Here is a 15,673-nt window from a genome sequence, read left to right on the forward strand (position 1 = left end):
AAGAAGTAGCCCCGGCCGCGTGACGGGCCGGGGCTACGCAGGATGAACCCGCAGGCTCTCCTCAAACGAGCCCCAAGGTAAAAAACTGCTCCTGTTTCTTGCTTTCCATCACAGTATCTAACCCCTCCTCAGCTGAGGAGGGGAACTAGCCCTAGCCTTAGCCTTTAGCTCCGGTACCCGGGTTTACTTGCGCAGCAGGAACGGCCCGAGCACCAGCGCATCCAGGCCCGACTGCAGGTAGCAGTCCAGCGCGTCGGCCGGGGATTCTACCAGGGGCATGCCGTTCAGGTTGAAGGAAGTGTTGAGCAACACCGGCACGCTGCTGAGCTGCCCGAAAGCCCGCAGCAGGGCGTGGAAGGCGGGGTTGTCGGCGGCCACCACGGTTTGCAGGCGGCCGGTGCCGTCGTCGTGCGTGACGGCGGGCAGGCGGCGCTGGGCCTCGGGGCGCAGCGGGTACACCTTTTCCATGAAGTAAGCCGTTTCGCCCGCGGGCAGGTCGAAAAACCGGTGCTGCTCCTCCGCGGGCACGGCCGGGGCGAAGGGGCGGAAGGCTTCGCGGTACTTAATGCTGGCGTTGACGCGCTGCTTCATATCGGGGCGCGTGGGGTCGGCCAGGATGCTGCGGTGGCCCAGGGCCCGCTGCCCTAGCTCCGAAGCGCCCTGGAACCAGCCCAGCACCAGCCCCTCGTGCAGCAGCGCGGCAGCGGCGGCCGTGAGGTCCTGCGGCCGCTCGTAGCGCAGCTTGCGCCGCTGCAGCTCCGCCTCGATTTCCGCCTCCGCGTACTCGCGGCCGAAGAAGTTGTGGCGGCTGGCGGCCAGCGGCGCGGCGGGCTCGTGCAGCACGAAGTGGTGGCCGTACAGGGCGCTGCCCACGCTGATGCCGGTGTCGTCGGGCGTCGCGCCGATGAAGATTTCCTCGTAGCCGGTCTGCGCCCACAGCTTGCCGTTGAGCACCGAGTTCATCAGCACGCCACCGCCGAGCACCAGGCGGCGCTGCCCGGTGCGGGCCCGCAGGTTGCGCAGCAGCTCGAATACCACTTCCTCGGTGATACGCTGCACGGCGGCCACGATGTCGTATTCGCGCTGGGTGGGCGGGGCGCCGGCCGGCAGCGGCGGGCCCAGCAGCGCCTCCAGCTTGGGCGAGAAGTAGCGCGGGGTGAAAAACAGGAAGAACTCGAAGTAGCGCAGATCCAGCTCGTAGTGCAGCCCTTCCACCGTGATGAGCGGGCGCAGCCGCTCGTAGTACACCCGCCAGTCGCCGCGGGCGGCCAGGGCCATGATTTTCCACTCGTCGCCGTTGGGCCGGAAGCCCAGGAAATCGGTGAAAGCGGCGTAGAACAGGCCCAGGGAGTGCGGCGTACGGTTGGCGGCCAGCTCCCGGATGTCGCCGGCGCGGGTGGCCGTGCCCACGAGGCCGGTGGTGGTTTCGCCGAAGCCGTCGGCCACGAAAAAGTCGGCCTCCGCGAAGCCCGAGGGCAGCAGCGCGTTGGCCATGTGGGCGCGGTGGTGGTCGACGTAGTGCAGGCGGGTCCGGCGGCCGTCGGCGCCCAGCAGCTCCTGCACCAGCTGCCGTGCGTCGGCGCCCTGCACGGCGGCCAGCTCCTGCAGGCTCAGCTGGGCCAGCTTGCCGCGGTTCTGGAAGGCGTCGGCCAACGTCTGCCCCGACTGCGGCAGGTAGCCCACCGGGTTCCAGCCGATAAACACGTCCGTCACCTCGGCCGGCGTGAGGCCCGCGGCGGCGCAGCAGTACTCAATGGCGCGGCGCGGAAACGACTTATCCTGCTTCACCCGGCTGAGGCGTTCCTCGGCAATGGCGAAGCGCACCTGCCCGTCGGGCCCGAGCAGGCAGGCCGAGGAATGGAAGCCGCTGCAATTGATACCGAGGACGACGCGCTGCATAAGAATCCGCTGGGAAAGCCCGCCGGGGTGCGGACCGGCGCCAAAAGTAGCGCCTGGAAGCGTAGCCGTACCTATCGGAGTCCGGCTCCCCAGCAGCCCGGCAGCTGACGAAAATCAGCCGGCGGGGTCGTGGCCGGCCGCGAACCAAGCCGGATATTTGCGGTGTTGTATCGGCCGGTGCGGCGTGGCTGCGGCGGCTCTGGCTTTGTGCGTTGCGGTATGCGTCCTTCTTTCCCGACTTTCTCCCTGTTGCTGGTGCTCAGCCTGTTCCTGTGGGCGGGCCTGGTGCTGGGTATTTCCTTTCTCGAAGCCCCGCTGAAATTCACCGCCCCGCACATTACCACTGCGCTGGGCGTGGGCATCGGCCGGGTGGTGTTCCACGCCCTCAACAAGGTAGAGCTGCTGCTCGGCCTCGTGGCCCTGCTGGCCGCCAGCCGGCTGTGCGTACCCGGCCGCATCTGGGCCTCCTTGCTGCCGGCCGCCGCGGTGCTGCTGGCCCAGACCGTCTGGCTGCTGCCGGCCCTCGACGTGCGCGCCGAAGCCCTATTGGCCGGCCGCCCGCAGCCCGAATCCTGGCTGCACTGGGCCTACATCGGGCTGGAAGCGGCCAAGGTGCTGGCCCTGCTCATCAGCGGCAGCCTCGCCTTCCGCTGGGCCCTGCGCAGTGCGCAGCCGGCCGCCGCCCGGCCCGTCGCCGCCTGATTTTTCGTTCCTGATTTCGTCCCGCTGATTTTTCCGCCATGTCCGTCCCTACCCTGCCCGATATTACCACCGAAGCCGACATCCGCACGCTGGTCGACCGGTTCTACGACAAAGTCAACCAAGACGAGCTGCTCGGGCCGATTTTCAACGACGTGGCGCGGGTGCACTGGCAGGCCCACCTGCCCACCATGTACGACTTCTGGAGCAGCCTGCTGCTGGGCACCGGCCGCTACAAGGGCCGGCCCTTCCCCAAGCACTGGCCGCTGCCCATCGGCAGCGCGCATTTTCGCCGCTGGCTGCAGCTGTTCTACGCCGCGGTAATGGAGAATTTTGCCGGCCCCACCGCCGAGCAGGCCAAAGTCAAGGCCCTGAACATTGCCAAGATGTTCGAGCACCGCATGCAGAGCAAGTCGGACTTGTCGATTCTGTAGGCGCGGAGGAGCGAAATAGAACGTCATCCTGAGCAAAGCGAAGGACCTTCCTCGCGCCCCGCACTGCCGTTGATGCCAACGTGCCGGCGCCAGTCGTCAGGGCTTCAACCTCATGTAAAAAGCGCCGCCCCCAACCTCAGGTCGTTGGAGACGGCGCTTTATCGTTCTGGCTGATTAGCGTCTGTACTTCGTAGGAAACGGCGGTGCGGGGTTCGAGGAAGGTCCTTCGCTTTGCTCAGGATGACGTGCTTTTCCTTCCTCATTCTTCCTTCTCCCCCGCCGTAGCCAGAATCCGCTCCACCTCCAGCAGCAAATGGGCGCTGGTGAGCAAGTCGCTGAGCCACACCAACTCGTTCAGGCTGAAGAGCAGCGTCAGGTTGTCGACGGGGCTGCGCAGGCTGATGCGGCGCAAATCCGGCTCGTCGGCGGCGGCCAGGGCGTGGCCCTGGTAGAGGTTGTCCACGGTGTCGAGCCAGGGCCGCATTTCGTGGGGCTTCAGGGCCAGGGCCACGTTGCCGAAGTACACGTGCAGGCAGCAGCCGCCCGGGCAGCGCACGGCGCAGCCGAACTCGTTGGAATGAAGACAGCGGTGCATGGTTGGGGAAGTGGGTTTCTTGTTTATAGTTTCTGGTTGCTCGTTCCCGGTCGATAACCAGAAACGAGCAACCAGAAACTTTACAGCTTGCCGACCAGCTCGCGCCAGGCTTCCTGCTCGGGAATGCCGGGCTTGCGCTTGCCGAAGAACAGCAGCAGGTTGCGCCCTTGCGCGTCGTACAGCTCCACGGAGTGCACCAGGCCCTCGGTGGTGGGCTTGCGCACCAGCCAAGTGTCGGCCACGTCCTCCAGTTTCAGGTGCAGGTTGAAGTCCGGGTCGAGCACGTTGAACCAGGGGCCGGTCGTCACGAGGCGCTGCACCGGGCCGGTGTGAATCTGGATGCAGCCGCGGCTGGCCACGAACAGCATGATGCTCAGCTCCGCGGCCGCCGCCGCTTCGAGGCCGCGCACGATAGCCTGGTTGTCGAGGCGCTGCACCAGCTCGGGCGGACCGAGGCGCAGGGCCTGGGTGCGGCTCACGCCGAACTCGCGCAGCAGGCCGAAAAAGTCGTGCGTGTCCTGCAGGGCCCGCCAGCCGGCGCGGAAGCCTTCCACGTCGATGTCGGCGTCGGGGGTTTCGGTCGGGGCCGCGGGGGCGGGCTGGGTTGCCAGCTCGGCGGCTTGCTCGGGGGCGCGGTAGCGGGCTACCAGCTCGTTGTAGGCGGCCGCGCTGCTGTCCTCGGTCAGGTAGATTTTGTGCACCGCCTCGCCGTCCGGGGCGAAGTACTGCAGGCTGCGGCGGCCGTTTTCATCCACGGCAAAGCCAAACTGCCAGTGCTGCATGAACAGGCGCAAATCAATATCCTCGCCCAGGGTCAAGCCCATCGGGCCCTTGAACGAGGTCTTGAGGTAGGGCCCCTTCCGCTCGTGCACCACGCTGTCGTTGCGGGTCAGCGCCATCACGCGGCCCAGACCGGATACGTCCTTGAGCTGGCTCTGAAAGTCGTCGGTGAGGCGCACGACGCGGGCGTCGGCCTGGCCGGTGCACTGGGTGGCCAGCAGGGCGGCTTCGCTGCTGCCGAACTGCCGGGCGGCGTCGCGGATGCGGGTTTTGGGGTGGTCGAGCTTGAACTGGGTCCAACGGTCGGCCAGAGTGGCGGTTTGCAGGTCGGCAGTGACGGACATAAGCGGAAGAAGAAAACGGGTTACGGATTGGAAGTCGGCCAGAGGCCGGGGGCCACGGCCGGGCGCGGCACGGGCACGATGAGCGGGCTGCCCAGCGTGGGGTGCGGCAACAGCTCCACCTCGATGGCAAAGGCGTGGCGGATGTGGGCCGGCGTGAGCACTGCGGCCGGCGCGCCGGCGGCTACCACCTGGCCCTGGCGCAGCAGCACGAGCTGGTCGGCGTACTGGGCCGCCAGGTTGAGGTCGTGGAGCACGGCCACCACGCCGAAGCCGTGCTGCACCAGCGCCCGGGCCACGTCGAGGGTGTGGTGCTGGTGGTTGAGGTCGAGGCCGGTCAGGGGCTCGTCGAGCAGCAGGAAGCCCGCTTCGGCCTCCCACACCTGGGCCAGCACCCGCGCCAACTGGGCCCGCTGCTGCTCCCCGCCCGAGAGCGTGGGGTAGCTGCGCCCGGCCAGCGGCGTGAGGCCCACGAGCTGCAGGGCCTGCGCCACCACGCGGTGGTCGTGGGCCGAGGGCTGGCCGCGGAAGTAGGGGTAGCGGCCCATCAGCACCAGCTCCTGCACCGAAAAGGCCAGCGTGAGGCTGTGCTGCTGCGTGAGCACGGCGCGGCGGCGGGCCAGCGCCGGGCCCGGAATGGCGCGCAGCTCCCGGCCCTCGAAGCGCACCGAGCCGGCGCTGGGCGCCAGGTCGCCGCTGAGCAGGCGCAGCAGGGTCGATTTGCCGGCCCCGTTGGCGCCCACCACGGCCAGCAGCTCGCCGGGACGGGCCTGCAGGCTCACGTCGCGCAGCAGGGGGCGGCGGCCAGCCAGGTAGCTAAGGTTCTGAACGTCGAACATGGCGGTGAGGAAGGTGGTAGCGCGGGCTTCAGCCCGCGTTCGGCAGGAGTCGTCCGGCGCATTTCGTTCGGGCAGCCGCGGGCTCAAGCCCGCGCTCCATCAGCTCGTTTGCGCGGCAACTTTTGGCGCGGCGTCCACCTGCCAGGTCGGTTCGCCGCACTTGAGCAGGTTGCCGTCCGGGTCGTGGATATAGCACTCGGTCATGCCCCACTTGCAGGCGCGCGGGGCGGCGCGCGGGTGCTTCAGGGCGGCGGGCAGCTGCTCGTAGAAAGCCTGGATGCCGGTGATGCTCAGGTAGCAGGAGCTGTTTTCGCAGAGGTTCCGGTCGTCGGTCAGCCAGAAGTGCAGCCCGTGGCCGGCCAGCTCCAGCATCAGAAAGTCGGGGTACACGCCGGTTTCGCGGAAGCCGAGCTGCTGGTAAAACCGGCTGGTGCGCGCCAGGTCCAGGCTGGGCAGCTGCGCGACGATGGTGTTGAGGGAAAAGGCCATTAGGGGAGTTACTGGTTTCTGGTTGCTGGTTTCTTGTCCCTCGTGCTCAACTAGAAACAAGAAACCAGCAACTAAAAACTCGTTTTCAAGCCAGGCGGCGGCGTTTCTCGCGCAGCAGAATCCAGAGGAAAACCGGCGTGCCGAGCAGGGCGGTGAGGATGCCGATGGGCAGCTCGGCGGGGGCCACGGCGGTGCGGGCCAGCGTATCGGCCAGGGTGAGAACCAGCGCCCCGCCCAGGGCGGCGCCGGGCAGCACCACGCGGTGGTCGGGGCCGGCGGCGAGGCGGATGAGGTGGGGCACCACTAAACCCAGAAAGCCGATGCTGCCGGCCACGGCCACTGAGGTGCCCACGGCCAGCGTCGCCAGCACGATGAGCTGCCGCTTCAGCCGCGTGACGGGCAGGCCGAGGTGGGCCGCCTGGTCTTCGCCCAGGGCCAGCAGGTTCAAGGACTTGCCCAGGCGCGGCAGCAGCACGAGCGGCAGGGCCAGCAGCGGCAGCACGCTCAGCACCGTCGGCCAGGAGGCGCCGCCCAGGGAGCCCAGGCCCCAGAAGGTGATGCTGCGCAGCTGCTCGTCGGTGGCCACGTAGGTCAGCACGCCGGTGAGGGCCCCGGCCAGGGCATTAATGGCAATACCGGCCAGCAGCATGGTGGCCACCACCGCCCGGCCGCCTTCCTTCGAGAGCTGATACACCAGCAGGTTAGTGCCGCAAGCTCCCACGAAAGCCGCCGCGGCCAGGGCGTAGAAGCCCAGCCACTCGCGCAGCACCGACAGCAGCGTGGCCTCCAGCACGATGGTGGCCACGGCCGCCAGCGAAGCCCCGGCCGACACGCCAATCAGCCCCGGGTCGGCCAGCGGATTGCGGAACAGGCCCTGCATGCTGGCCCCCGCCAGCCCCAGCGCCGCCCCGATGAGCACGCCCAGGCACACCCGCGGCAGCCGGATGGCCCAGAGCACGGCCTCGTGCTGGGGCTCGAAGGCCAGCCCCACGTCCAGCCCCAGCTTGTGCAGCAGTACACCCAGCACCGCCGGCACCGGAATGCGCATGGCCCCCGCCCCCGCCCCGACCAGCACTGCCCCGATGAGCAGCGCGGCCAGCACCGGCAGCAGCAGGCGGCGGCGCACCTCGGCGGCCGTGGCAGCGGAAGCCGGCACAGCGGCAGTGGTTTCGGCAGGAGCGGTCAGCAGTTCGGCTACGGCGGGCATAGGTGCATGTGGTGAATGAGTGATGGATGGCTGCAGGGAGTGGCATAAGCTTTAGCTTGTGCTGGCGCGGTACGCGTCAAGGCGGAAACAGGCCAACAGAGCAACCAGACGGCGCGGCCCTGCCTTGCGGCCGTTGGCCGCAGCACAAGCTGAAGCTTATGCCACTGGCCGTTCTACTGCAGCTGCCGGGCCAGCTCGGTGGTAGCCTGGCCCAGGCGGGGGCCGAAACCGGACAGCAGCTGGCCGTCCATTTCCACCACGCGGCCCGTGCGGCCGGCGTTGGTCTGGGCCACGCCGGGCACTTTCAGCAGGCCGGCTTTGCCGCCCAGGCTCTGCAGGCCGCTGTCGAAGAGCAGCAGCACGTCGGGGTTGGCGGCTATCAGGGCTTCGGCGGTCAGGGGCTTGAAGTCGGTGAAGCCGGTGGCGGCGTTCTGCCCGCCGGCCAGGCCGATGACTTTTTCCAGTGGGGTGTTCTGGCCGGCCACCATCATGGTGCCGGTGCCGCGGGCGTAGATGAAGAGCACCTTGGGCGCCTTGGCGGGTTTCTTGGCCTTGGCCAGGTCGGCATCGAGCTGCTTGTGCAGGGCCGGCACTTTGGCCGTGGCGCCAAAGGCGGCGGCCACCTGCTGCATCAGCTTCTTGGTGCCGGCCACCGAGTACTCCTGCTGAAACAGCTGCACCGTCACGCCCGCCGACTTCAGCTGGGCGGCCACCTCAGGCTTCAAGGACTTGGTGGTGCCTACCACGATGGTCGGCGTGAGGGCCAGCACGCCCTCGGCGGAGATGTTGCGGTTGTGGCCCACCTTGGGCAGCTTGGTCAGGGCCTCGGGGTAGGTGCTGGTCACGTCTACGCCCACCAGCTGGCTTTGCAGGCCCAGCTGGCAGATGATTTCACTCACGGTGCCGCTTAAGGACACGATGCGCGCCGGCGCGGCGGCAAAACCGCGCAGGTGCCCCAGCAGCAACGTCAGCAGCAGGGCGGCTTTAAAAGAAAAACGCAGATTCATACGCTTGTTGGGGTCTTGGAAACTTAGGGTCTTAGGGGCTTGGGCCCTTAGATCTGAGGCCGGGAACTGGTGCCGACAGCGGGCGGCCCGTCGTGTACAATCACCCACTCACCGGTGACCGGACCGCCCGCGTCGGACTTATTTCTGGGGTCTTGGGGTCTTGGGGACTTGGGGGCTTGGTTTTGTTTTGGGTTCAGAACTGCCCAAGCCCCCAAGACCCCAAGCTCCCAAGACCCTACTTCAGATTCTTGCTGCCGTCGGGCTGGTACACGTAGCGGAAGGAGTAGTAGCCGCTGGGCGTGGCCAGCGTGGGGCTGGCCGGGGAGCCTTGGTAGTAGCTGGTTATTTCCAGCTTGGCGTACTTGCCGGTAGCGGTGCGCACGAAGATGACCTTGCCGGCAATGGGCGTGATGAGGTGGGTGGTAGAGTTGTAGTTGTACCAGCCGCTGCCCGTCACGGCCGGAATGGCCAGGCCCGAGGCGGCGTCGACCGCGTAGGTGTCCGGGGCGGTGGTCAGCTCCGCGAACAGGCCGCTTTCCACCTTGGCGCCGCCCTGGCCCGGGCCGCTGGTGCCGCCGTTGATCAGCACGTTGGTGCGGCGGAAGGCCACGTCCCACTTCGTGGAGGCCGAGTCGGTGTAGGGCACTTCCTTGCCCTCGGTCAGGCTGTAGAAGGTGTAGTGCCGGGGCTGGCCGGGCTGGCCGGTGCTGGTGGGCGCGCCGGGCTGCGGGGCCAGGTCGGCCACCGTCTTGGTTTCCAGCGCGGGCTTCACCGTGTCGTCCTGCTGGTCGTCGTCGTTGTTGCAGGAGGTCAGGCCGAGGCCGGCAACGGTCAGCAGGACCAGGGCCAGGCGGAGAAACAGGTGGTTCATGTTGGGTGTAGAGAGAAAATGATGTTGGAATCAGGGTCAGCAGCGGCGCAGCCTTTAGCGGAGCTTGCCCAGCTCCACCTGCAGGCTGGCGTAGTAGAGCCGGCCGGGCAGGGAGCTGATGTACTGCGGGTTGGTGTAGCCGAGCAGGTTGTCGACGCCGGCCTGCAGGGTGAGGCGCCGGCGGAAAGTCTTGGCCGCCGCCAGGTTCACCAGCCAGTAGCCGGGCACGTACTCCGGGTCGGCGTCGAGCAGGGCGTTGCCGTTCACGTCGCCGAAGCCGTAGCGGCCCCGGTACACGCCCCGCACGCTGGCCGACCAGCCCCGCGGCTGGTTTTCGTAGAAGGCCTTGAGGTTGAAGGAGTGGCGGGAGCGGTTGTAGAGGCCGCCGTAATCCGCCGGCTGCACGCGCTGGGTTTCCTGGGTTTGCGGGTCCTTGCGGTACACTTCGCCGGCCGCAATGCGGTCGACCACGGCCTTGTCCTTGGCGAAGAGCAGCTGGTAGCCCCCGCTCAGGGTCAGGCCCGGCAGCAGCTGGTAGCGGGCATCGGCCTCCAGGCCCTGCGTATAGGCCCGCGTCACGTTGCGGTAGGAATACACCGACTGCCCGTTCTTCTTCAGCGCCACCGCGGCGGTTTCGATGAGGTTCTGCAGGTCGTTGCGGAAGCCGTTCACCGTCAGCTGCAGCTTCGGGGTCGGGTCGATTTGCAGGCCCAGGTTGTAGGCCCGGGAGCTTTCGGCGGTGAGGCCCTGGGCCTGGCCGAGCACGGCTTCGTACACCACCGGCTGCCCGGTGCCGGGGTCCACGGCCAGCTGGCCCTGGGTTGCCAGCTGGGCCACCTTGGCGCGCACCTGGTTGGTACCGAACACGCTGTAGCCCACCACGGGGTTGGAGAAATTCAGGTAGAGCTGGCGGAAATCGGGCGCCCGGTAGCCGCGGCCGGCCGAGCCGCGCACCGCCAGCCAGGGCAGCAGCTGGTAGCGGGCCGAGAGCTTGGGGCTGAACTGCCCCTGGTACTGGCTGTGCCCGTCGAAGCGCGCCCCCAGCACCACGTTCAGCCGCGGCGTGGGCGTCCAGTCGTACTGCCCGAACAGGTAGCCGGAGCGCTGCCGCTGCCGCGCGTCGTAGCGCGTGGCCTCCACCGTTTCGAGGATGTAGCCCGCGCCCGTCGTGAGCACGTGGCCGGGGCGGCGCTGCCAGTCCAGCTGCAGCTCGGGGCGGGTGTAGTACTGGTGGAAGTAGGCCTGGTCGTAGGGCTGGCCGGTGGCCTGGTAGGTGTAGTCTTCCTTGGTGCGGTAGCCGCTATGGTAGAAGCGCGCCGTGCCGAACAGCTTGTCGGAGAAGCGGTGCGTCAGCACCGGGCTCAGGTTGTAGTCCTGCTGCCGCGACTGATAATTCACCAGGGCCATGCCACCGGTTTCGGCGGCTACCGCCAGGTTGCTTTCCTGCCCCTCGGTCAAGTAGCGGCCACTCAGGCTCAGGCAGGTCCGCTCACCCAGCTGGTAGCTGAGGCGGCTCTGCGCGGTGTAGCTCACGAACGGGGCCACCGTCGGACCGCTGGCTTCCGGCGTGCCGCTGAGGGTGTAGCCGGCCGAGCTGTAGCGGTTCACGAAGGCCGTCAAGCCCAGCTTTTCGCCCTTGGCGCTGAAGGTGCCGCCGAGGTCGGCGGTGCGGTTCGAGCCGTAGCGCAGGCGCAGGTTGCCGCCCACGCCGGGCTGGGGCTTCTGGGTGATGATGTTGACCACGCCGGCCAGCGCCTCCGAGCCCCACAGGGCCGAGGCCGGGCCCTTCACCACTTCCACCCGCTGAATGTTGCCGACGGCAATGCGCGAGAGTTCCAGCGTGCCGGCCGTGCGCCCGATCAGCGGCTCCCCGTCCACCAGAATCAGGGTGTATTCGGGGTTGAGTCCTTGTAGTTGAATGCCCTGCCCGTGGTCGTTGACGGTGGTCAGGCCGGTTTGCTCGCGCAGCACGTCGCCCAGGCGCAGCGCGCCCATGGCCTGTATCTGCTGCTGACTGACCACCGTCACCGGAATCGGCACCTCGGTGAGGCTGCGCTCGGTGCGGGTGGCCGTTACCACCACTTCGTCGAGCCGCTGCCGCCGTAGCGTGTCGGGCTGGGCGGCCGGGGCCTGAGCCAGCGCGGCGGCGGGCAGGCTGAGCAGGAAGCAGAACGAGGCGTGGCGCATGGCGGTGGAGCAGAGGGCAGCGGCGGGGCGGGTTGGGGGCCGCCGCCGGCCCTTCCGACCGGCAGCGGCCGCACCGCTGTTCCCGCAGCCTTGTTTAGATACTTTCTAAACAGTGCCCAAAAGTAGCGCCTGCCTGATTCGCCGCAAGGCTTGTTTAGAATAATTTTAAATAAAGTTGCTTTTGCTGGCCCGGCTCGTTTACCTTCGCCCCACTGACATCGTCCCGCAGTCGGTTCGCAGTTTGCGAATCACGAATTCCGCCCCTCTAGCCCCGTTTTTTGCATGCGCAAACACAACGGTATGCGGCCCCAAGACGTGGTTGTTTTGCTGAAGATTACGACCCTGGCCGCCCAGCCCTGGCAGGGCAAAGACCTCGCCGCCGCCCTGCTCATCAGTCCTGCCGAAATTTCCGACGCCCTGCGGCGCTGCCAGTACGCGCGCCTGCTCCAGCCCGACGGCCGCACCGTGCAGCGCCGGGTGCTGCTGCGCTTCCTGCTCTACGGCCTGCCCTACGTCTTCCCCGCCCACCCCGGCGGCCTCACCCAGGGCACCCCCACCGCCCACAGCGTAGTGCCCGAACTGCCGCCCACCGACGCCCACCCCTACGTGTGGCCCGACCCGAACGGCGCCACCCTGGGCGTGGCCGTGGAGCCCCTCTACCCCAGCCTGCCCCAGGCCGCCCCCCACGACGCGGCCTGGTACGAGCTGCTGGCCCTCACCGACGTGCTGCGCCTCGGCACCCAGCCCCAGCGCCAGACCGCCCGCCAGCTCCTGCGCCAGCGGCTGCTGGGGTAAGCGCCGGAACCGGCGTAGGTCCGCGCCACAGCGCGGACCGGCGTTTGAACGGCAACCGTTGAACGACCATCGGCAGGCCGGACCATTCGCAGACGCGGCAACGACGACCGTTCAACGACAGCCCGCGCTATGGCGCGGGCCTACGCCGGTCCGGCATCCGCAGAATTTCATTACTCCCCAAACGCCAGCGCGCCGGGCCGCCACTCCTCATGAGTGACAACCCGGCGCGCTGTTTAATGCGAGTCCAGCTCTACGCCGGACAGTCAGCCGCTTCTACTTCCGCCGCTGAAGCCACCGGCGCGGCCTGCGCGGCGCGCAGCGGCTGGGGCAGCCGCACTACGCTGATGCCCGGCTGCCGCAGCCACGCGGCCGCCGCCAGCCGCGCCAGCCCGATGGTGCCGGTGAGGTAGTAGCCCTGCTGCTCGGAGTGGAAATACTCGTGGATCCGGCTGAAATCGGCCCGCTCCGGCGCGTGCCCCTGGCCGAAGGTCACCAGCACATCCACTTCCGCCGCGGCCGGCGCCAGCGCCCGCGCCGACTGCTGCTGCAGCTTCTTGTACTCGTAGCGGTAGCCGTAGGTCAGGGCCGACAGGTCGCTGAGCACGGCGGAGGCGGTGGGCACGGCCCCGGCGCCCCGGCCGAGGAAGAACTGCCGGTCGGTAAACAGGCTTTGGGTGATGAGGCCGTTGTACTCGTCGTGCACCCGGGCCAGCTCGTGCTCGGGGCGCAGCAGGGTGGGCAGCACGGCGGCGGCCACCCCGCCGTCGGGCAGGCGGCGGGCTTCGGCCACCAGCTTGATGACCAGCCCTTTTTCGCGGGCGTAGCTGCTGGCCAGCTCGCTGATGCCGGTGATGCCCACCGTCAGGATGTCCTCGGGGCGCGCCACCAGGCCCAGGGCGTGGGCCAGCAGCAAGACCAGCTTGTTGCGGGCGTCGAGGCCTTCCACGTCGAGGGCGGGGTTGCTTTCGGCGAAGCCCAGCTCCTGCGCCCGGGCCAGCGCCGCCGCGAAGGTCACCGCGTCGCGGTGCATGGCGGTGAGGATGTAGTTCGTGGAGCCGTTGATGATGCCCTCCACCGCGTCGAGCAGGTCGGTGTCGTAGTATTCCTCCAGGTTGCGGATGACGGGCAGGGAGGCGCAGGCGGCGGCTTCGTAGAGCAGCGGGGTGCCGGTCTGGCGCTGCAGCTCAATGAGCTCCTGCAGGTGCTCGGCCAGCATTTTCTTGTTGGTCGTCACCACGGCCTTGCCCCGGCGCAGCGCCCCGGTCACGATGCGGTAGGCTTCGTCGGCGTCGTCAATCAGCTCCACGATGACGTTGAGCGCGGGGTCGTCGAGCACTTCGTCGCGCTCAAAAGTAAACAGCTCCGGGGGCAGGCTGCGGGTTTTGCTGCGGTCCTTCACCCCGATGCGGCCGATGCGGGCGCGCAGGCCGGGCGTGCGCTCCAGCACAGTGTGCAGCCCCTGCCCCACCACGCCAAAGCCGAAAAGGCCGATGCGGATATCGTTACGATTCATGTTCGTTGGTTTCTATGGTTGGAGCTCCACTCCCCTCCTCAGATGAGGAGGGGATGCTTTGGCTTTAGCCGAAGCGGGGGTGGTTGACGTCGTTGTTGACGTCTGGAGTCGTCCAGGTGATTTTTTAGCCCGCAGAAGGCGCAAAAGCTGCTGAAGAGGCCGCTGAGGCGTTTTATGGTCAGCACACGAGATGCTCGCCTACGGCGACCTTTGGTTCGGCTACGTCAACAGTAGTTCGTTGATGCCTCGGTGTGACGTTCTAACGCCGTCGTTCAACGTCAGCAACGCCAGTCAACCACCCCAGCCGCGCCTGCGGCGCGGCGTCCCCTCTCTGCTTGATGCGCAGAATCATCTGAGGAGGGGAGTTTGCCTGCCGGCGGCCACCTCGTTCAGCTTAGGCCAGTTGCGCTTCGGCTTCCAGCTCTACTTCCGTTTCGGCTTTAGCGGCCGTCAGCGCGTCCAGGGCCCGACCGAGGTCTTCGATGAGGTCGTCGGCGTCTTCCAGGCCCACGGAGAGGCGGATGAGGGAGTCGGCGACGCCGGCGGCGCGGCGCTGGGCCACGGGCGTCGACTTGTGCGTCATGGTGGCCGGGTGGCAGAGCAGGCTCTTGGCCCCGCCCAGGCTTTCGGCCAGCTTGAAGTACTGGGTGCTGGTCACCACACGGGTGGCGGCCTCCTGGGTGTCGTCCTTGAGCACCAGGGCCACGATGCCGCCGAAGCCGCTGCGCTGCTGCTTTTTGGCAATGGCGTGGTTGGGGTGCGTTTCCAGGCCGGGGTAGTACACGGCGGCCACTTCGGGGCGGGTCTGCAGGTAGCGGGCCACTTTCAGGGCCGTGCTACAGTGCCGCTCCACCCGCAGGGCCAGCGTTTCCAGCCCGCGGATTACCAGGAAGCAGTCGAAGGGGGCAAGGATGCCGCCCGAGGCGTTCTGGATGAATTTCAGCTGCTGGCCCAGCTCGGCGGTGGCCGCCACCACGGCACCGGCAATGAGGTCGGAGTGGCCGCCGAGGTACTTGGTGGCGCTGTGCACCACGATGTCGGCGCCGAGCCGGATGGGCTGCTGCAGCACCGGCGAGGCAAAGGTGTTGTCGACGCACAGCAGCGCGCCGTGGGCGTGGGCCACGTCGGCAATGGCCTGGATATCGGACACTTTCAGCGTGGGGTTGGAGGGCGACTCCAGCCACACCAGCTTGGTGCGCTCGGTCAGGGCCGCGGCTACCTCGGCGGGGTTGGCGGTGTCGACGTACACGATGTCGATGCCGAAACGGCGGTACACCTGCTCGAACAGGCGGAAGGCGCCGCCGTATAGGTCATCGATGGCCACAATCTGGTCGCCGGCCGAGAGCAGCTTCACCACCGCGTCGATGGCGGCCAGGCCCGAGGCGAAGGCGTAGCCGGAGTGGCCGTATTCGAGCTTGGCCAGCAGGTCTTCGAGGGCGCGGCGGGTGGGGTTGCCCGAGCGGGCGTAGTCGTAGCCCTTGTTGACGCCCGGGGCCTCCTGCACGAAGGTGGAGGTCTGGTAGATGGGCACGGCAATGGCGCCGGTCAGCTCATCGACGGGAATGGACTGGAGGAGGTAGGTTGAGGCTTGCATGGGTTTCTGACGTTTTTCGGTTTTCGGAAAACGCACCCTGATGCCCAGACACTTATGCAAGATTTCTCACCGGGCGGGCATAAAAAAAGCCCTCCCGACAAGTCAGAAGAGCGGCACCGCTGCAGTCGATGGGCGTTCTTTTAACTTATCTTCTTCCGCCTCGCGCCCTTGCGGGTCTGAGTCGGAACAGGATTTAGCACCTGGTAACGAGTACTGGTTGCTAAGGCATCACAGGGCCTGTCCCTCCGCCTTTCTTGATAAGTGCTCCGTGGCGTGGAGCGCGGTGCAAATATAAAGCGGAATGAATTGCACGCAAGTCGGGGCGAAAATTTCTGCTTGGGGCAGAACGACAAGTCAGAACGTCATGTCGACCATGTCGCGCATCAAGCGAGGATCGAGACATCTCGCTCGGGTGCTAACCTT

The 15,673-nt window shown here is 67.5% G+C and carries 14 protein-coding genes and 1 riboswitch; of the genes, 3 read left to right on the forward strand and 11 right to left on the reverse strand.

Features of this window, described 5'->3' with window-relative positions:
- Window positions 1–183: 183 nt before the first annotated feature.
- Entirely contained in the window at window positions 184–1,899 is a 1,716-nt protein-coding gene (locus tag EJV47_RS13305; protein ID WP_126693653.1) for a carbamoyltransferase family protein, read from the reverse strand.
- 219 nt (window positions 1,900–2,118) lie between these two features.
- Between EJV47_RS13305 and EJV47_RS13310 the strand changes: the two genes are divergently transcribed.
- Complete coding sequence (locus tag EJV47_RS13310; protein WP_126693654.1) at window positions 2,119–2,601, forward strand: hypothetical protein; 483 nt, start codon at window positions 2,119–2,121, stop codon at window positions 2,599–2,601.
- Window positions 2,602–2,639: 38 nt separating this feature from the next.
- On the forward strand, window positions 2,640–3,032 hold the full coding sequence (locus EJV47_RS13315) for a group III truncated hemoglobin (protein WP_126693655.1): 393 nt from the start codon (window positions 2,640–2,642) through the stop codon (window positions 3,030–3,032).
- Window positions 3,033–3,291: 259 nt separating this feature from the next.
- Here the strand turns inward: EJV47_RS13315 and EJV47_RS13320 are convergent, their stop codons facing one another.
- The 8 genes from EJV47_RS13320 to EJV47_RS13355 all read right to left on the reverse strand — a co-directional run bounded on the left by EJV47_RS13320 (window position 3,292) and on the right by EJV47_RS13355 (window position 11,348).
- Window positions 3,292–3,627 (reverse strand): DUF6686 family protein, encoded by a 336-nt coding sequence (locus EJV47_RS13320; protein WP_126693656.1) that lies wholly within the window; start codon window positions 3,625–3,627, stop codon window positions 3,292–3,294.
- Window positions 3,628–3,707: 80 nt separating this feature from the next.
- Window positions 3,708–4,751 carry a hemin-degrading factor gene (locus EJV47_RS13325; RefSeq protein ID WP_126693657.1) on the reverse strand — a complete coding sequence of 348 codons (1,044 nt, stop codon included), beginning with the start codon at window positions 4,749–4,751 and terminating at the stop codon, window positions 3,708–3,710.
- Window positions 4,752–4,771: 20 nt separating this feature from the next.
- Entirely contained in the window at window positions 4,772–5,587 is an 816-nt protein-coding gene (locus tag EJV47_RS13330; RefSeq protein ID WP_126693658.1) for a heme ABC transporter ATP-binding protein, read from the reverse strand.
- A 99-nt stretch (window positions 5,588–5,686) separates the two neighbouring features.
- Window positions 5,687–6,076 (reverse strand): VOC family protein, encoded by a 390-nt coding sequence (locus tag EJV47_RS13335; RefSeq protein WP_126693659.1) that lies wholly within the window; start codon window positions 6,074–6,076, stop codon window positions 5,687–5,689.
- Window positions 6,077–6,161: 85 nt separating this feature from the next.
- Window positions 6,162–7,283, reverse strand: coding sequence for a FecCD family ABC transporter permease (locus EJV47_RS13340; RefSeq protein ID WP_126693660.1), 1,122 nt, complete (start codon window positions 7,281–7,283; stop codon window positions 6,162–6,164).
- Window positions 7,284–7,456: 173 nt separating this feature from the next.
- Complete coding sequence (locus EJV47_RS13345) at window positions 7,457–8,290, reverse strand: heme/hemin ABC transporter substrate-binding protein (protein WP_126693661.1); 834 nt, start codon at window positions 8,288–8,290, stop codon at window positions 7,457–7,459.
- 235 nt (window positions 8,291–8,525) lie between these two features.
- On the reverse strand, window positions 8,526–9,161 hold the full coding sequence (locus EJV47_RS13350) for an HmuY family protein (RefSeq protein WP_126693662.1): 636 nt from the start codon (window positions 9,159–9,161) through the stop codon (window positions 8,526–8,528).
- Window positions 9,162–9,215: 54 nt separating this feature from the next.
- The gene (locus EJV47_RS13355; RefSeq protein WP_243651147.1) at window positions 9,216–11,348 is read right to left on the reverse strand and encodes a TonB-dependent receptor plug domain-containing protein; all 2,133 of its coding nucleotides are present in this window, start codon (window positions 11,346–11,348) and stop codon (window positions 9,216–9,218) included.
- 282 nt (window positions 11,349–11,630) lie between these two features.
- Between EJV47_RS13355 and EJV47_RS13360 the strand changes: the two genes are divergently transcribed.
- Window positions 11,631–12,143 carry a hypothetical protein gene (locus EJV47_RS13360; protein WP_243651148.1) on the forward strand — a complete coding sequence of 171 codons (513 nt, stop codon included), beginning with the start codon at window positions 11,631–11,633 and terminating at the stop codon, window positions 12,141–12,143.
- Window positions 12,144–12,393: 250 nt separating this feature from the next.
- Here EJV47_RS13360 and EJV47_RS13365 read toward each other — a convergent pair whose 3' ends face one another.
- Window positions 12,394–13,656 carry a homoserine dehydrogenase gene (locus EJV47_RS13365; RefSeq protein ID WP_126693663.1) on the reverse strand — a complete coding sequence of 421 codons (1,263 nt, stop codon included), beginning with the start codon at window positions 13,654–13,656 and terminating at the stop codon, window positions 12,394–12,396.
- A 394-nt stretch (window positions 13,657–14,050) separates the two neighbouring features.
- Window positions 14,051–15,250: a trans-sulfuration enzyme family protein gene (locus tag EJV47_RS13370; RefSeq protein ID WP_126693664.1), complete on the reverse strand. Its 1,200-nt coding sequence runs from the start codon at window positions 15,248–15,250 to the stop codon at window positions 14,051–14,053.
- A gap of 142 nt (window positions 15,251–15,392) precedes the next feature.
- Window positions 15,393–15,514: riboswitch (SAM riboswitch) on the reverse strand.
- Window positions 15,515–15,673 lie beyond the last annotated feature (159 nt).

This window comes from Hymenobacter gummosus, from assembly GCF_003970915.1.
Taxonomy (GTDB): domain Bacteria; phylum Bacteroidota; class Bacteroidia; order Cytophagales; family Hymenobacteraceae; genus Solirubrum; species Solirubrum gummosum.